General features: G+C 68.5%; 14 protein-coding genes and 1 riboswitch. Of the genes, 6 read left to right on the forward strand and 8 right to left on the reverse strand.

Translation table 11 applies throughout. From position 1 onward, the window contains the following. Positions 1-7: 7 nt before the first annotated feature. The 3 genes from GQ674_RS01870 to GQ674_RS01880 are packed head-to-tail and all read right to left on the reverse strand — an operon-like array spanning position 8 to position 3,125. Positions 8-1,303, reverse strand: a complete 1,296-nt coding sequence (locus GQ674_RS01870; protein ID WP_159495773.1) for a HAMP domain-containing sensor histidine kinase — start codon at positions 1,301-1,303, stop codon at positions 8-10. Further along, positions 1,300-1,995 carry a response regulator transcription factor gene (locus GQ674_RS01875; RefSeq protein WP_159495774.1) on the reverse strand — a complete coding sequence of 232 codons (696 nt, stop codon included), beginning with the start codon at positions 1,993-1,995 and terminating at the stop codon, positions 1,300-1,302. The genes GQ674_RS01870 and GQ674_RS01875 overlap by 4 nt, the downstream gene beginning before the upstream one ends. A 2-nt stretch (positions 1,996-1,997) precedes the next feature. Continuing rightward, entirely contained in the window at positions 1,998-3,125 is a 1,128-nt protein-coding gene (locus tag GQ674_RS01880) for a DJ-1/PfpI family protein (protein WP_159495775.1), read from the reverse strand. A 107-nt stretch (positions 3,126-3,232) separates the two neighbouring features. Here GQ674_RS01880 and GQ674_RS01885 point away from each other — a divergent pair, with 107 nt between their 5' ends. Next, the gene (locus GQ674_RS01885) at positions 3,233-3,790 is read left to right on the forward strand and encodes a DUF3228 family protein (protein ID WP_159495776.1); all 558 of its coding nucleotides are present in this window, start codon (positions 3,233-3,235) and stop codon (positions 3,788-3,790) included. Between the two features lie 108 nt (positions 3,791-3,898). Here GQ674_RS01885 and GQ674_RS01890 read toward each other — a convergent pair whose 3' ends face one another. Continuing rightward, positions 3,899-4,408: a hypothetical protein gene (locus GQ674_RS01890; protein WP_159495777.1), complete on the reverse strand. Its 510-nt coding sequence runs from the start codon at positions 4,406-4,408 to the stop codon at positions 3,899-3,901. Further along, complete coding sequence (ybaK, locus tag GQ674_RS01895) at positions 4,405-4,878, reverse strand: Cys-tRNA(Pro) deacylase (protein ID WP_159495778.1); 474 nt, start codon at positions 4,876-4,878, stop codon at positions 4,405-4,407. The genes GQ674_RS01890 and ybaK overlap by 4 nt, the downstream gene beginning before the upstream one ends. A gap of 124 nt (positions 4,879-5,002) precedes the next feature. Between ybaK and GQ674_RS01900 the strand changes: the two genes are divergently transcribed. Continuing rightward, positions 5,003-6,112, forward strand: a complete 1,110-nt coding sequence (locus GQ674_RS01900) for a hypothetical protein (RefSeq protein ID WP_159495779.1) — start codon at positions 5,003-5,005, stop codon at positions 6,110-6,112. 66 nt (positions 6,113-6,178) lie between these two features. On the opposite strand, the gene ahcY is transcribed toward GQ674_RS01900, so the two are convergent. Further along, entirely contained in the window at positions 6,179-7,624 is a 1,446-nt protein-coding gene (ahcY, locus tag GQ674_RS01905; RefSeq protein ID WP_159495780.1) for an adenosylhomocysteinase, read from the reverse strand. An 80-nt stretch (positions 7,625-7,704) separates the two neighbouring features. Continuing rightward, positions 7,705-7,791: riboswitch (S-adenosyl-L-homocysteine riboswitch) on the reverse strand. A gap of 126 nt (positions 7,792-7,917) precedes the next feature. On the opposite strand from ahcY, the gene GQ674_RS01910 reads away from it, so the two are divergent. Together GQ674_RS01910 and ppc are read left to right on the forward strand one after the other, a co-directional pair. Next, positions 7,918-10,443 (forward strand): prolyl oligopeptidase family serine peptidase, encoded by a 2,526-nt coding sequence (locus tag GQ674_RS01910; RefSeq protein ID WP_159495781.1) that lies wholly within the window; start codon positions 7,918-7,920, stop codon positions 10,441-10,443. A 159-nt stretch (positions 10,444-10,602) separates the two neighbouring features. Then, entirely contained in the window at positions 10,603-13,314 is a 2,712-nt protein-coding gene (gene ppc, locus GQ674_RS01915; protein ID WP_159499182.1) for a phosphoenolpyruvate carboxylase, read from the forward strand. A 188-nt stretch (positions 13,315-13,502) separates the two neighbouring features. Here ppc and GQ674_RS01920 read toward each other — a convergent pair whose 3' ends face one another. Further along, positions 13,503-14,003, reverse strand: coding sequence for an acyl-CoA thioesterase (locus GQ674_RS01920; protein WP_128097792.1), 501 nt, complete (start codon positions 14,001-14,003; stop codon positions 13,503-13,505). 123 nt (positions 14,004-14,126) lie between these two features. Between GQ674_RS01920 and GQ674_RS01925 the strand changes: the two genes are divergently transcribed. Further along, entirely contained in the window at positions 14,127-14,339 is a 213-nt protein-coding gene (locus tag GQ674_RS01925; RefSeq protein WP_159495782.1) for a hypothetical protein, read from the forward strand. Here GQ674_RS01925 and metK read toward each other — a convergent pair whose 3' ends face one another. After that, a complete protein-coding gene (metK, locus tag GQ674_RS01930; protein ID WP_128097791.1) occupies positions 14,340-15,551 on the reverse strand; it encodes a methionine adenosyltransferase in 1,212 nt (403 codons plus the stop codon). Between the two features lie 225 nt (positions 15,552-15,776). Between metK and GQ674_RS01935 the strand changes: the two genes are divergently transcribed. Next, on the forward strand, positions 15,777-16,859 hold the full coding sequence (locus tag GQ674_RS01935) for a metal-dependent hydrolase (RefSeq protein ID WP_159495783.1): 1,083 nt from the start codon (positions 15,777-15,779) through the stop codon (positions 16,857-16,859). The last annotated feature ends 17 nt before the right edge of the window (positions 16,860-16,876 follow it).

A 16,876-nucleotide genomic window follows, 5' to 3' on the forward strand; every position in this document is an offset into this window, starting at 1 on the left:
ACCGACGTCAGCCGGCCACCGATGGGGCCACGCCGCGCAGGCCCGCGCAGACGCCGGTGTCGCTACGCTCGATCCGCAGGCGCAGCCCGTGGTGGTCACACAGCCGGCGCATGATCTCCAGGCCAAGCCCGCTGCCCGGGCTGTGTTCACCCTTGTCGAACGGGCGCGGCTGCGGCCATTGCTGCAACGTTGCACCATCGTCCGAACTGTTGAGCACCTGTAACTCGCCGTGTTCCATGTGAATGCGCACGCGGCCGCGCTGGGTATGGGCGAATGCATTGCCGACCAGGTTGGCCAGCACCATGCGCAGCGGCGCTTCCGGTGCCAGCAGGGTGGCATCGTCGGCCAGCGCCAGTTCCACCGCCACCGCGCGCGTCTCCAGCAACGGCGCCTGTTCGACAATGATCCGCTCCAGCAGCGGCACCAGCTTCACCGGCGCGACGGGCTGCGTGTCGCTGTCCTCGCGCGCCAGGGCGAGCAGGGCGGCCACAGCCTGCTGCAGCTGCAACGCCGACAGCCGGATGTGCTGCACATGCTGGCGCCCGCGTTCCGACAACCCGGTCTCGCCCAGCAGCTGGCCCGCCGCGCTGGAAATCACCGCCAGCGGCGTGCGCAGTTCATGGCTGGCATCGCGGGTAAAGGCGTGTTCGCGGGCCACGAATGCGGACACGCGCTGCGACAGTCGATCCAACGCGCGCGCCAGCACGCCGATCTCGTCATCGGCGAACTCCGACGCCAGCGCGCTGCCGCCCTGCGGCTGCACCGGCAAGGTTTCCACCCGGTGCACCAGCCGATACAGCGGGCGCGTGCCACGGCGCGCCAGCCATACCCCCAGCCAGATCGCCAGCAGCACCATCACCAAGGCGGTGCAGGCCAGCACCATCACCACCCGGTCGCGGATGGGGCGCACCACCAGTTGCCGGCTGACCTCGGCGACCAGCCAGGCCGGCGCGGCCGGTGCAGGCGGCTGCAGCTGGCGCACGTGGTAGTGCCGACCCTCGCGGCCACTGAACTCCGACCGCCAGGGCTCCTGCGCGAAGCCCGGCTTCAGGTCGGCCGGGAACCGCGCCGGATCGCGGTACAGCACGATGCCGGTATCGGCCGGTGCCTGCCAATCGCCGCGGGCCGCATGGCTGGCCAACTGCGCGGCAGCTTCGCGCGCCAGTTGCGCCTCGAACACGCTGTCTTCCACCGCGTACATGAAGACCACCGCGTACAGCCCGAACACCGACGCCACCAGCACGGTGAAGGCAGTGAACGCCAGTACCAGGTGTCGGCGCAGCCGCCGTACCGGCCGCCTCACGGCGTTGCCTCCAGGCGGAAGCCAACCCCGTGGACGGTGCGCAGCATCTCGCCCTGGAAGGGGCGGTCCAGGGCCTGCCGCAGCAGGTACAGGTGCGACCGCAGGGGATCCGACGGCGGTGCTTCATCGCCCCAAAGGCGCTGGATCAGTTCACTGCGGGTCACGGTGCGCGGCCATGCATCGGCCAGTGCCAGCAGGATGCGTTGCGGCAGCGATTGCGGCTGCAGGTGCAGCGCCACGCCATCGCGCCATGCGGCCCCATCGCGACGATCGACGCTGAGCGGACCGATCCGCAGCAGGTGCGGCTGGCCGATATGGTGCCGCCGCGCCAGCGCCAGGCAACGGGCCAGCAGCTCGGCATCGTCGAAGGGTTTGACCAGGTAGTCGTCGGCGCCGCTGGCGAAGCCCTGCAGCTTGTCATCCAGGGCGTCGCGTGCAGTCAGCATCAGCACCGGCACGTGGCGGTCGCTGCCGGCCCGCAGCCGCTGGCACACGCCGATGCCGTCCAGCCCGGGCAGGCCCAGGTCGAGCAGCAGCACGTCCGGTGGCGCGGTCAGCGCCATGCGCAGGCCGGTGCGGCCATCGGCGGCGAAGTCTACCTGGTGGCCCTGCGCCTGCAGCATGTGCATGATCGCCGAGGCCAGCGGCAGGTTGTCTTCGATCAACAGCAGGCGCAGGCGCTCGGCATCCATGGTCAGGGCTGCATGCGGGCAAGAAGGGCCTTAGCTTGTTCCAGCGTGGGCTGCTTTTCCAGCACGGCCTGGAGCTGGCTGCGTGCCTGGTCGGTACGACCCAGCCGCCAATGCGCTTCGGCGATACCGACATCCAGCTGCGCCTCGTCCATGTACGGGCGGGCCAGCTGCATGATCGACAACGCATCGGCAATGGCGGCCGGGTCTTGCGCGGCCTGCAGCTGGTAGTAGCCGAGGATGCCGATCAGCTCGACATGCAGCGTGTCGCGCTGCTGCGCAAGCTCGGTGGCCACGCGTGGGTCGCCGCGCAGGTGCCGCTCCACCAGCGCCATGCTGCGCTCGTCGCGCCACGGTGTACGCGCCACCGGCACGCGACCGCTGGCACGCACGAAGGCATCGGCCAGCGCGGCCGTGGAGTAGGGGTTCTGGCCGGTCACCAGGCGTCCATCCACCACCACCTTGGGCATCATCAACGGGGCCTCCTGCCAGCGCGCGCCGCGTGCACGCAGTGCCGGTTCGAGCTGGAAGGCGAACGTGGCGGCCCAGCGCTTGCCGAACAGCGCTTCTTCCTCTTCGGTGAACCCGGTCATCGCCCGCCCGTCCACCAGCCGGCTGCCGTCGCCGAGCCGCACCTCGGCCAGCGCGGCCGGACCGTGGCAGACCGCGCCGACCACTCCCCCGTTGTCCCAGATCCGACCGATCACCTGCTGCAGGGCGGTATCGCCGGGCAGGTCGAACATCGCGCCCTTGCCGCCGATCACCAGCACGCCGGCGTACGCCTGCGGCTGCAGCGCGGCGGTAGGCAGGGTGGCGCCGAGCTTCGCCACCGCCTGCGGATCGGCCAGCAGTGCGGCATTGAAGGCCTCGGCGGGGTTGTACTTGTCGGCCTGCACCGCGCCGCCGGCCGGGCTGGCCACGTCGATCTCGAAGCCGTTCTGGCGGAGGATCAACCAAGCCTGCGCGAACTCGTCCATCTCGAACCCGGGGCGGGTTTTGCCTTGGTCACGTCCTTCACCGCTGACCACCAGCAGTACGCGCGCAGGGGTGGGGTTGGGGGCCGTCGACGCGTTGCCAGCCAGGGGCAGTGTGGCCGCAAGTACCAGCAGCCAGCGTGGGAAATTCAGGGTCATGGTGCGCGCTCCTTCAAGGGGTGGGCGCAGTCTGGGCAGGCGATGTGAAACGGATTTCAAATGCCGGGGCGGTTACCCTGTGCACCTGTTTTCCCGCTGCGTGCCCCATGTCCATCGTCCTCACCGACTTCGCCCGTCCCCGCCTGTTCCCGCGCGTCCCACGCGGCAACACCATCCAGGACTGCACCGCCGAACAGTTCCAGGCGCACCTCAATGCGCACGCGCCGTTCAAGGTGCTCAACGGCTACGCGCCGTTCTGCAAGCTGTTCGTGTACGAGAACTGGACCAGCACGCGCTGTCTGACCGTGCCGATCACCGACGCCAACCGCCACCAGCTGCACAGCGCGTACGAAGCGCGCAACCGCAACGAACTGCCGGTGCTGGTGCGCTGGTTCGAAGGCGTGGAATCGCCGCGCGCGAACTACCTGGTGGTGATCCTCTACAGCGCCGAACAGCTGGCCAAGGAAGGCTCGCCGATCGACGCCGACTGGGGCATCGTCGGCTGCATCTACACCGCCGAGCCGGACGAAGTGCCGATGGCGCCGATCACCATGATGCGCAACGCGTTGGGCGTGGACGAGGGCGGATCGGGCGTGCCGCTGGACCGCGAGGCGTACCAGCGCGCGGTGGCGTTCTGGGAGAGCAACGCCAACTGGCGGCCATGATCGCATGATCGGGTAAAGCCACGCCATGCGTGGCTGCGCCATGCGTGGCTGCGCCGTGTTCGGCCTTGCGGCAGCCACGCATGGCGTGGCTCTACCCCGTAGACAGGATCAGCCTTGCGGCAGCGCACTCCACTCCCACCACGGCGCGTGATACTCGCGGTCGGTGCAGCGCCATCCGCGCCCGCAGACGGTGCAGGTGGCGTCCTGCGTACCGCCCCAGCCACCTTCGGCGACGCCGGTGGCGATGGGCACCACATGGCCGCTGGCGATCTCGCGCCCGGGCTCGTAATGCATCCAGTGCGGATACAGCTGGCACAGGCAGCCGTCGTGGTCACGCCAGTGGCGCAGCTTGCGCAGCACGAAGTCCAGTGCGTAGTGCTCGCGGATCCACTGCGGGTCGGTGTTGTAGCGTGCGCGGGCCGCCTCCACGTACGGCAACTGCAACGCCAGGTCATCCAGCAAAGCCGCGTCGCGGGTGAGGGCGATGGTGGCGGCTGCGGTGCGCAGCAGGCCGTAGTCGCCACTGCCCAGCGCCCGCAGCAGGGCGGTGGCGGGGCGGCCTTCCTGCAGCGGCGGCAGGGGCGTGCCGAACAGGCGCTCGAACAGGCTGCCGATCATCGCGACTTACCGATCGGCGCATACGCACCGCCGGTGAGCTGCAGCAGGTCGGCCGGTGCCAGCGCCACTTCCAGCCCGCGCCGCCCGGCACTCACGTGCACCGCCGGCAGCGCCTGTGCGCTGGCATCCAGGAAGGTGCGGTGCCGCTTCTTCTGTCCCAGCGGACTGATGCCGCCGACCAGGTAGCCGGTGGCGCGCTGCGCCTGTTCCACGTCGGCCATCTCGCACTTCTTGCAGCCCGCGGCCTCAGCCAGCGCCTTCAGGTCGAGCGTCCCGCTGACCGGCACGATCGCCACCAGCAGGTCGTGCTTCTCGGTGCTGGCCAGCAGGGTCTTGAACACCTGCGCCGGGTCCAGCCCGAGCTGCTGCACGGCTTCGCCACCGTAGGAAGCGGCATCGGGATCGTGGGGGTAGGACAGCACGCTGTGGGCGATGCCGTGCTTCTTGAGCAGGTTGATGGCCGGGGTCATGGACGCATCGTAGCGTGGTGCGTGGGGTGGCGGCTTGACCGAGGCGACTGCGGGCCTGCCTTGACCTGGTGCGCGCGGCCAATCAGCATCTGGGCGCTTGATGAAACAGTCGCAAGGATGCGCCGTGCCCCACCGCAAACCGTTCCCGCCCTTCGTCCGCGTCGCCCTGCCCGAGTTGCTGCGTGCGCAGCTCTGGCAGTCGCTGCGCAGTCGCGTGCCGCACCTGCTGGGCCACCTGTTGGTGGTGTCGATGATGCTGGGGTTCGCGGCGCTCACCTCGTGGATGGCATGGACGGAGCCAAGGCGATGGTCGGGCCTCACCTGGCTGTGCGGGGGATTGGCGCTGGTCGCCATCCTGGTCGCGTTCGTGATGGCGCGCTACATGGGCAGGAAGGTCGCGCCCCTGGTGGTCGCGCTCTGGCGCGGCGAGGCCTGGGGCATGGCGTGCCCGGGGGCCGCGCTTGGCCCCGTCTGGAATCCCAGGGAAGGCTGCAGCATCGCGCTGGAGGGTGTCGCCTTGGCGTCACCGCTGGTGATGGTGTTGCCGGCCCGGTTCCGCCGCTTGGACGACACCTTCGTGACTGCGCTGGTGATGTACCCCCGCGCGACGCCGCTGCAGGTGTACGTGGAACGCGGTACGCCGGATGTTCTGCTGGGCATTCAGCACCTCGATGAGTCCGCGCCTTCGATTCAGCGCACCCCGTTGCAACACTGGCCGCTGCCGGTGGTGGCGTTCACCACCGGGCAGATTGTCGGCGCGGTCGTTTCGGGCAGTCTGGCGTTCACGGCCATCGTCGCGCTGACCGTGGTGTTGCGCGGCTCGGATGCCAGCGCGTTGTTCTTCGCCGTGCTCGGTGCTGTGGGCGCGGGCTGGGCTGTCTTCCGGGTATGGCGCCCGGTCGCCATGGCATGCATGCATCGCGGTGCACGTCCTGAACTGCACATCGTGGAAGGGCGTGCGCAGGGCATGATCGAAATCGTGCAGCTGTGGACCCAATCGCGTGCGCACGTGCATGTGCGCCACGAGCGCTGGCTACTGCTTGGTAATCACTGGCACCTGCTGGACACTGCACTTACCCCGGCGCCGGCGCCGGATGCACTGCCCCCGTTTCCGCCGACGCTGGACAGGGTGCGCCTTGAGTATGCGCAGTGGGGTCGTGAGCGCCAGCTGGCGCGGGCCATCGACGACCAGGGGCGCTGGATCGGCGGCGCGCTGCGACCGCCACAGGGCTGAGCGGAAACAAAAACGGGCGCCTCGCGGCGCCCGTTTCATTTCAACGCAACAGGATCGGCAGGCCGATCAGTAGCGGTAATGATCCGGCTTGAACGGACCTTCCACCGGCACGCCGATGTAGTCGGCCTGTTCCTGGGTGAGGGTGGTCAGCTTCACGCCGATCTTCTCCAGGTGCAGGCGGGCCACTTCTTCGTCCAGGTGCTTGGGCAGCAGGTACACCTTCTTCTCGTAGCTGTCCTTGTTGGCCCACAGGTCGATCTGGGCCAGGGTCTGGTTGGCGAACGAGTTGGACATCACGAAGCTCGGGTGGCCGGTGGCGCAGCCCAGGTTGACCAGGCGGCCTTCGGCCAGCAGGAAGATCGCATTGCCGTTGGGGAAGATGTACTTGTCCACCTGCGGCTTGATGTTCACGTGCTGCACGCCCGGGAAGCCCACCAGCGCATCGACCTGGATCTCGTTGTCGAAGTGGCCGATGTTGCAGACGATGGCCTGGTCCTTCATCGCGCTCAGGTGCTCGATGCGGATGATGTCCTTGTTGCCGGTGGTGGTGACGTACAGGTCCGCACGGCCCAGGGTGGATTCGATGGTGTTGACCTCGAAGCCTTCCATCGCCGCCTGCAGGGCGCAGATCGGGTCGATCTCGGTGACCACCACGCGCGCGCCGTAGGCACGCAGCGACGCGGCGCAGCCCTTGCCCACGTCGCCGTAGCCGCATACCACGGCGACCTTGCCGGCCAGCATCACGTCCATCGCGCGCTTCAGGCCGTCGGCCAGCGACTCGCGGCAGCCGTACAGGTTGTCGAACTTGCTCTTGGTGACCGAGTCGTTGACGTTGATCGCCGGGATCAGCAGGGTGCCGGCCTGGGCCAGCTGGTACAGGCGGTGCACGCCGGTGGTGGTCTCTTCGGAGACGCCCTTCCAGTCCTTGACCACGCGGGCCCAGTAGCCCGGACGCTCCTTGGCCACGCGCTTGAGCAGGTCCTTGATGACCTGTTCTTCGTGCGAGGCGGCCTTTTCGTTGACCCAGTCGCTGCCGTTTTCGAGCTCATAGCCCTTGTGGATCAGCAGGGTCACGTCGCCGCCGTCGTCCACCACCAGCTCCGGGCCGGTCAGGGTGCCGTCGGGCAGGGTGAAGGTCAGCGCGTCCAGCGTGCAGTCCCAGTATTCCTCCAGCGACTCGCCCTTCCAGGCGAACACCGGGGTGCCGGACTTGGCGATGGCAGCGGCGGCGTGGTCCTGGGTCGAGAAGATGTTGCAGGACGCCCAGCGTACGTCGGCGCCGATGTCCTTCAGGGTCTCGATCAGTACCGCGGTCTGGATGGTCATGTGCAGCGAGCCGGTCACGCGCACGCCCTTCAGCGGCAGGGTGGCGGCGTGCTTGCGGCGGATCGACATCAGGCCCGGCATTTCATGCTCGGCGATGTCCAGTTCCTTGCGACCCCAGTCGGCAAGGGTGATATCGGCAACCTTGTAATCACCTTCGGTGGAGAAGGTCTTGGCAACAGCATTCATTCGTAAGCTCCGGTAGTGACGCGCCATGCTCGTCAGACGCGATGTCGGCACTCCGACACCCGCATGACAACAAGACTCGTAATCGCCGGGCGCCGTTGGAACAAACCTGGCCACCGAGCCTGGCCGGCCGGACAGGGTCCGGAACGGTCGCAGCGCCCCTCGGTGGAGGGCCGCCCATTATATCGCGGCAGGGTGCGTTGGCATGAATCGGCGGCGGCCCCCAACCATCGGCAGGGGGGCGAACGGCGCCCGGCTGTTAAGGTCCAAGGTTTGTATCAGCACAGGGATCGAACATGACACGCAATGATCGTCGGCGCCGCGCGCGCTGGGGCGGCCTGGTGATGGGGATGGCGTTGCTGGCGGTGGCCCCGCTGGCGTTGGCCGCCCCGGCAGGCAAGACCTCCGCCCCGCCGGTGGCCAGCGCCAAGGGCGAGCAGGGCTATGCGCTGCCCTCGGCCGCGCTGCAGGCGGTGGTGGATGCGCCGCGTGCGCCCACGTTGAGCCTGTCCCCGCGCCGCGACATCGCCGCGATGCTGCAGACCCCGTCGCTGCCGTCCATCGCCGAGGTGGCCCAGCCCGAGCTGAAACTGGCCGGCCTGCGCATCAACCCGGCCACGCATGCCGCCAGCCGTTTCAGCTTCGGCAACAAGCTGTGGCTGCTGAACGTGGCCGACGGCAAGGAGCGCCAGATCACCGGCCTGCCGCAGCCGCTGTCGATCGCCGGCATGGCGTGGTCGCCGGACCAGCAGTACCTGGCCTTCAACCAGGTGCATGCGGCCAGCGGCGCCAACGAGCTGTGGATTGTCGATATCGCCGCCGGGTCGGCGCGGCGCCTGCTGTCGGATCTGAACACCGTGCTGGGCGATGGCTACACCTGGCTGCCCGACAGCCGCGGCCTGGTGGTGACCCAGCAGCTCAAGGGCCAGGGCCCGGCCCCGGCGGCCGGTGGCGTGCCGGCCGGTCCTGCGATCCAGCAGACCGAGGCTGATGCCGGCGTCCGTGCGATCCGCACCTACCAGGACCTGCTCAAGAACGAAGCCGATGCGCGCCTGTTCGATTACTACGCCAGCGCGCAGCCGGTGCGGGTCACGCTCAACGGCGTGACCACGCCGCTGTCCACCGCCGGCGTCTACCTGGATCTGGACGTGTCGCCGGACGGCCGCTTCCTGCTGGCCGAGCGCGTGCTGCGCCCGTATTCCTACCTGGTGCCGGCCGACGACTTCCCACGCCGCATCGAAGTGCTGTCGGCCTTGGACGGCACGCTGCAGCACACCGTCAGCACGCTGCCGCTGGTGGAAGGTCTGCCGACCGGCAATGACGCAGTCCCCACCGGCGTGCGCAGCATCAGCTGGCGCGCCGATGCGCCGGCGACGCTGGTGTGGGCTGAAGCGCAGGACGGGGGCGACCCCAACCGCGCGGCCAAGGTGCGCGATGCGGTGCTGATGCAGGCCGCCCCGTTCGATACGCCCCCGGTCACGCTGGCCCAGCTGGGCAGCCGCTATGCCGGCATCCAGTGGGGGCGTGGCGACCTCGCACTGCTCAACGAGTCGTGGTGGAAAAGCCGCGAAGTGAAGCAGTGGCGCATCGCTCCGGACCAGGCCGAACAGGCGCCGCAGCTGCTGTCGTCGCGGTCCTCGCAGGACCGCTACAACGATCCGGGCCGGCCGGGCCTGGTGCGCGACGTCAACGGGCGTGCGCGCCTGCAGATCACCGCCGATGGCCGCAGCATCTTCCTGTACGGCCAGGGTGCCTCGCCGGAAGGCGACCGCCCGTTCGTCGATCGCTTCGACCTGGACAGCAAGCAAGCCACCCGCCTGTTCCATTCGCAGGCGCCGGGCTACGCCGCGCCGGTGGCGCTGCTCGACCAGGAGGGCACCTCGCTGCTGATCACCCGCGAGACGCCTGATGAGCCCACCAACGTGTACGTGCAGTCGCTGGCCGACGCCAACGCCGCCCCGCGCGCGCTGACCCACTTCGCCCACCCGCTGCCGCAGCTGCGTGGGGTGAGCAAGGAGCAGATCCGCTACAAGCGCAACGACGGTGTCGACCTGACTGCCACGCTGATGCTGCCGCCGGGCTACAACCCGAAGAAGGACGGCCCGCTGCCGCTGCTGATGTGGGCCTACCCGGGCGAGTACAAGACCGCCGCCGCCGCCAGCCAGGTGACCGATTCGCCGTACCGCTTCAACGCGATCAGCTACTGGGGCCCGCAGGCGTTCCTGGCCAAGGGCTACGCGGTACTGGTGAGCCCATCGATGCCGATCATTGGCGAGGGTGACAAGGAACCCAACGACACCTACCTGCCGCAGCTGATCGCCAATGCCGAAGCGGCGGTGGACGAAGTGGTGCGGCGGGGCGTGACCGATCGCGACCACATCGCCATCGGCGGGCACTCCTACGGCGCGTTCATGACCGCCAACCTGCTCGCGCACACGCGCCTGTTCAAGGCCGGCATCGCCCGCAGTGGCGCGTACAACCGCACGCTGACCCCGTTCGGCTTCCAGGCCGAGGAGCGCAACTACTGGCAGGCCCAGGACGTGTACCAGAAGATGTCGCCGTTCAACTACGCCGACAAGATCAAGGACCCGATCCTCTTCATCCACGGCGTGGACGACAACAACTCCGGCACCTTCCCGATCCAGAGCGAGCGCATGTTCGCCGCGGTCAAGGGCCTGGGCGGGACGGCGCGGCTGGTGATGCTGCCCAACGAATCGCATGCGTACCGCGCACGCGAGTCGATCATGACCATGCTGGCCGAAAGCGAGCGCTGGCTGGAGCAGACCGTCGGCCCGGGCTCGCCGATCAAGAAGAAGCGCTGAAGCACCCGCAGGTACCGGCCGGTGGCCGGTACCTGAAAGGACCGGCACCCACCGGCCGCGGGCCGGCACTACCAGATGTAACTATTTGCGCGACGCAGCATTGACCTCGTTGTGGGTTAGGCTTGGGTGGATTCCGTTCCCGAGGCCAGTGCGTCGCAGATGAACGAGTACCGCAGCAGCATCGTCTTTGCCACTCCCGATATTCCCCTGCGCGACGACGTACGCCGACTTGGCGCACTGGTCGGCGACCTGCTTGCCGAGCAGGTGTCCACGCAGTTCTTCGATGACGTGGAACAGGTGCGCACGCGCGCCATCGCCCGCCGCGAAAGCGACGCCCCGCTGTCCGACCTCAACGACGCGCTCACCGGCCTGCCGCCCGAGCGCGCCGAAGCGATGGTGCGTGCGTTCAGCACCTACTTCCAGGTGGTCAACATCGCCGAGCGCGTGCATCGCATCCGCCGTCGCCGCGACTACCAGCGGGCCGGCACCGCCGCGCCGCAGCCCGATGGCCTGCAGGATGCGCTGCTCAACCTCAAGGCGCAGGGCGTGACCCTGACCGAGCTGGCGCAGTGGCTGCCACGCATCGACATCGAGCCGGTATTCACCGCGCACCCGACCGAAGCGGTACGCCGCGCGCTGCTGGAAAAAGAGCAGTTGATGGTCGCCAGCCTGGTCGACAACCTCGACGGCCAACGCACGCCCGGTGAAGCCGCCGCCGACGCCGCGCGCTTCCGCATGGCGCTCACCGCCTCCTGGCAGACCACCGATTCCTCGCCGGTGCGGCCCACCGTGGACGACGAGCGCGAGCACGTCGGCTTCTACCTGGTGCAGGTGCTGTACCGGGTGATCCCGGTGCTGTACGAATCGCTGCAGCAGGCGCTGCTGGATACCTATGGCGAAGACCTGCCGCTGCCGCGCCTGCTGCGCTTCGGCACGTGGGTGGGCGGGGACATGGACGGCAACCCCAACGTCGACGCCGGCACCATCCGGCACACGCTGGATGCGCAGCGCCAGGCGGTCCTGGGCCGCTACCAGAAAGACCTGCTGCAGCTGGCCAGCCTGCTCAGCCAGTCCACCGAGCGGATCTCGGTGAGTGACGCGCTGCAGGCGCGCGTGGCGCACTACGAACAGCTGTTGCCCCAGGTGAAGTCACGGCCACGCCATGCCGACATGCCGTACCGCCTGCTCAACGACCGCATGCGCGCGCGCGTGCAGGCCACGCTGGACGATGCAGACGGCGCCTATGCGTCGCCGGGCGAACTCGAGCACGACATCCAGTTGATCCTGGACAGCCTGCACGCCAACAAGGGCGACCATGCCGGCGGCTTCGCGGTGCGCCGCCTGCTGTGGCGCGTGCGCACCTTCGGCTTCCACCTGGCGCGGCTGGACGTACGGCAGGAGTCGAGCGTGCACGGCCGCGCACTGGCCAGCGTGCTCGATGGCCAGGAGGCCTGGGATGCGGCCGATGCGGTCACCCGCGCAGCCCGGTTGGCCCCGTTCGCCAGTGGCGAACAGGCCTTGCCGCCGAGCACCGAGGAGGGCGGTCAACGCCTGGACGCGGTGTTCGCTGCGCTGGCCGATGCACGCCGTCGCCACGGGGCCGACGCACTGGGCAGCTACATCATCTCGATGGCGCATGATCGCAGCGACGTGCTTGCGGTGCTCGCGCTGGCGCGCCGGGGTGGGCTGGTCGACGACGCCGGCGCGGTGCCGCTGGACATCGCCCCGCTGTTTGAAACGGTGGACGATCTCAGGCGCGGCACCGATACCCTGCGCGACCTGCTGGCCGACCCGGTTTACCGCACCCACCTGGCCGCGCGCGGTGATGTGCAGATGGTGATGCTGGGCTATTCGGACAGTGGCAAGGACGGCGGCATCGCCGCCTCGCGCTGGGGCCTGCAGCGGGCACAGGTGGAACTGTTGGAGGTGGCCGCCGAGAACGCCATCCGCCTGACCTTCTTCCATGGCCGTGGCGGGTCGATCAGCCGCGGTGGCGGCAAGACCACCCATGCGGTGGATGCCTCGCCACGGGGCAGCATCGACGGCCGCCTGCGCGTGACCGAGCAGGGCGAAGTGATCCACCGCAAGTACGGCATCCGCGCACTGGCACTGCGCTCGCTGGAACAGTCCACCGGGGCGGTGCTGCGGTCCAGCCTGCGCCCGCGTGCGGCCGAACCGCGCGAGGAGCAGTGGCGCCCGGTGATGGATCGGGTGGCGCAGAAAAGCGCCGAGGCCTACCGGGCCTTCGTGGGCCAGAAGGACTTCATGCAGTACTTCCGCCATGCCACGCCGATCGACGTGATCGAGCGGATGACGCTGGGCTCGCGTCCGTCGCGGCGGCTGGGCGAGGATGCCGCGTTGTCCAACCTGCGCGCCATTCCGTGGGTGTTCGCCTGGAGCCAGGCGCGCGCAGTGATTCCCGGCTGGTATGGCGTGGGCAGCGGCCTGCAGGCCGCGATCGAGGCCGGCCACGCGGACACACTGAAGGAGATGGCGCGCGACTGGCCGTTCTTCAGCACCTTCCTGGACGACATCGCGATGGTGCTGAGCAAGGGCGACATCACCATTGCCGAGCAGTTCTCGCAGTTGTCCGGTCCGTTGCACGCCACGTTCTTCCCGCAGATCCAGCGCGAGCTGGAGCTCACCGCGCAGCAGATCCTGGTGCTGACCGGACAGGACGAACTGCTGCAGCACGACCAGCGGCTGGCGTTGTCGATCCGCCTGCGCAACCCCTACATCGACCCGATCAGCGTGCTGCAGGTGGACCTGCTGCGCCGCTGGCGTGCCAGCGGTGGCGAGGACGACGATGTGCTGCGCGCCCTGGTGGCGTGCGTGAACGGGGTATCGCAGGGCGTGCAGAACACCGGCTGAGGGTGGGCCATGCGTACCGACCAACGGTCGGTGCCTACCGGGAATTCCATCGGCAAACGCGGCGGGCGACGACCGTTGGTCATGACCCGCAATGCCCGACCCCGGTAGGCCATGACCGTTGGTCATGGCCCGCAATGCCCGGCGACGAAGGTGCCCCCATACCGACCAACAGCCGTTACCCGTCGTCGTTATTCCGGCGACGGCGGGTTGGACGCCAGCAACTCCAGATGACGCTGTTCCATCTCTTCGCGCAGCTGCCGACGGATCAGCGCGGCGGCGTGGCGGCGGCGTTCGTCGCTGGTCTCCAGCTGCAGCGGCGGCACCGCGGTGGGTTTGCCGTCCTCGTCCACCGCGACCATGGTGAAGAAGCAGCTGTTGGCGTGGCGCACGCTGCGCTTGAGGATGTCCTCGGCCACCACCTTGACCCCGATCTCCATTGACGAGGTGCCGGTGTAGTTGACCGAGGCCAGGAAGGTGACCAGCTCGCCGACCGCGATCGGCTGGCGGAACATCACCTGGTCCACCGACAGGGTGACCACATAGCGGCCGGCATACCGGCTGGCACAGGCATAGGCGACCTGGTCGAGCAGCCGCAGGATCGCGCCGCCGTGCACCTTGCCGGAGAAATTGGCCATCTCCGGCGACATCAGCACGGTCATGGACAGCTGGTTGGATTTGAATTCGGGCATGGCGGCAGTGTAGCGCCGGTTGCCCGCCCGGTAGAGCCGACCGTTGGTCGACTGGGCGGGCCGCCGAAACGACGACGGGCCGCTTTGGCGGCCGCGCCGCGATGGCATGGATGCGCCGGGGTGATGAACGCATCGCCATGCGCCTGCGTTTTTGCCGCCCAAACGACGACGGGCCGCTTTCGCGGCCGCGCCGCGATGACATGGATGCGCCGGGGTGATGAACGCATCGCCATGCGCCTGCGTTTTTGCCGCCCAAACGACGACGGGCCGCTTTCGCGGCCCGTCGTTTTCATCTCGATCAAAGGCAGCCGACCAACGGTCGGCTCTACCGATTGATTATTTCAGCTTCGCATCCGCACGCAGGGCGGCGGCGCGGTCGGTCTTCTCCCAGGAGAAGGCCGTGGCGTTGACGGTTTCGCCCTCGCCGTTGAGGTAGCTGAAGTCCTTCGGCTTGCGGCCGAAGTGACCGTAGGCGGCGGTCTGCTGGTACATCGGGTGGATCAGGTCCAGCATCTTGATGATGCCGTACGGGCGCAGGTCGAAGTGCTTGCGGATCAGCTTTTCGATCTTGTCATCGCTGATCTTGCCGGTGCCGAAGGTGGTGACCGAGATCGAGGTCGGCTCGGCCACGCCGATGGCGTAGGAGACCTGCACTTCGCAACGGTCGGCCAGGCCGGCAGCCACGACGTTCTTGGCGACGTAGCGGGCAGCGTAAGCGGCCGAACGGTCGACCTTGGACGGATCCTTGCCCGAGAACGCACCACCACCGTGACGGGCCCAGCCGCCGTAGGTGTCCACGATGATCTTGCGGCCGGTCAGGCCGCAGTCGCCCACCGGGCCACCGATCTCGAACTTGCCGGTCGGGTTGATGTGGAACTTGGTGCCCTTGTGCAGCCACTTGGCCGGCAGCACCGGCTTGATGATCTCTTCGCGGACGGCCTCGATGAGGTCCTTCTGCTTCACGCCCGGGGCATGCTGGGTGGACAGCACCACCGCGTCGATGGCCGAGACCACGCCGTTTTCATAGCGCAGGGTGACCTGGCTCTTGGCATCCGGGCGCAGCCAGGACAGCGGCGAGTTCTTCTTCTTGCGGATCTTGGCCTGCTGCTCGACCAGACGGTGCGACAGGTGGATCGCGGCCGGCATGTAGCTGTCGGTCTCGTTGGTGGCGTAGCCGAACATCAGGCCCTGGTCGCCAGCGCCCATTTCTTCGGGCTTCTTGCGGTCAACGCCCTGGGCGATGTGCGGGGACTGCTTGCCGATCAGGTTCAGCACGCCGCAGGTGGCGCCGTCGAAGCCGACGTCGGAGCTGTCATAGCCGATGTCCACGATGACCTTGCGGGTCAGCGCTTCCAGGTCGATCCAGGCGCTGGTGGTGATTTCACCGGCCACGATGGCGACGCCGGTCTTGACCATGGTCTCGCAGGCGACACGGGCGCGCTGGTCCTGGGTGAGGATCGCGTCCAGCACCGCATCGGAGATCTGGTCGGCAACCTTGTCCGGATGGCCTTCGGAGACCGATTCGGAGGTGAAGAGGTAGCTGGACATCAGGCTTAATATCCTTTGATTCGGATGGAAAGATGGGCGCGAATGATACACGGCATGTCGCCCGGTTGCATTGTGCGCCACGGGGAGTTGCCGGTGGTTAAGCCCGCGTGCCCGGCCAAGCGGCCGCCAGGACGCGATTGGGCCCCAGCGTCGCGGCCCAGTGTTCCACCAGCGTGACAGCCAGGAAGCCGCCACGCCGCCCTTCACACCCTATACCATCGGCCGATGGACTCCCTAAGCCAGATCGTACTGGGCGGCGCCGTTGCTGCCGCCATCGCCCCCGCCGGCCACCGTCGCGCCGCCCTGTTGGCCGGTGCCGCGCTGGGCACGCTGCCGGACCTGGACGCCCTGGTGCTGGCCTTCACCACCGCCGACCCGGTCGCATTGATGACCGAGCACCGCAGCGCCAGCCATTCACTGCTGGTGCTGCCGTGGGTGGCCGCGCTGATCTGGTGGCTGTTCAAGCGCTTCGGCCACGGGCGGGTCGCGCAGGCACCGACGCGCTGGTTCTGGGCGATCCTGCTGGCGCTGGTGACCCACCCGCTGCTGGATGCCTTCACCGTGTACGGCACCCAGCTGTGGTGGCCGTTCACCCCTGCGCCGACCATGTGGTCCAGTGTCTTCATCATCGACCCGCTGTACACCGTGTGGCTGCTGATCGGCTGCGTGGTGGCCTGGTTCGCCCGTGCCCGCCCGGTGGCGCAGAAGGCGCTGGTGGCCGGGCTGGTGCTCAGCTGCGGCTACCTGGGCTGGTCGCTGCTGGCCAAGCACAACGTCGAGCGGCAGGCCGACCGCGCGCTGGCGGCGATGGGACTGGGCGACGCACCCCGCTTCTCGGTGGCCACCCCGTTCAACACGCTGCTCTGGCAGGTGGTGGCGATGACCCCGAGCGGCTACGTGATCGGCGAGCGCTCGCTGGTGGCCGACGAGGGCCCGATGCATTTCCAGGGCTATCCCTCCAACGTGCAGGCGCTGCGCCAGGCCGAGGCGGCGGGCATTCCGGCGGTGCGGCGGCTGCAGTGGTTCAACCGCGGCTTCATGCGCGCCCAGGTGGTGGATGGCCAGCTGCAGTTGAGTGACCTGCGCATGGGCCTGGAGCCGGATTACACCTTTACCTTCGCGGTGGCGCGTGTCCAGGGTGGGCAGTGGAGCGCCATCACGCCCGAGCAGTTGCGCCCGGCCTACGAAGGCGAACAGGGCAGGGCGAGGGTGAAGCAGCGGTTCGCGCAGATGTGGGCGCGGATCTGGCAGACGCCGCATGACCAGGCGGCCGCAGCAGACAGCGCAGCGGCCAGGGCCGTGCGCTGATCCGGCTGCGGCCCGGC

Origin of the sequence: Stenotrophomonas sp. 364, from assembly GCF_009832905.1 — a bacterium.
Classification (GTDB): Bacteria; Pseudomonadota; Gammaproteobacteria; order Xanthomonadales; family Xanthomonadaceae; genus Stenotrophomonas; species Stenotrophomonas maltophilia_AP.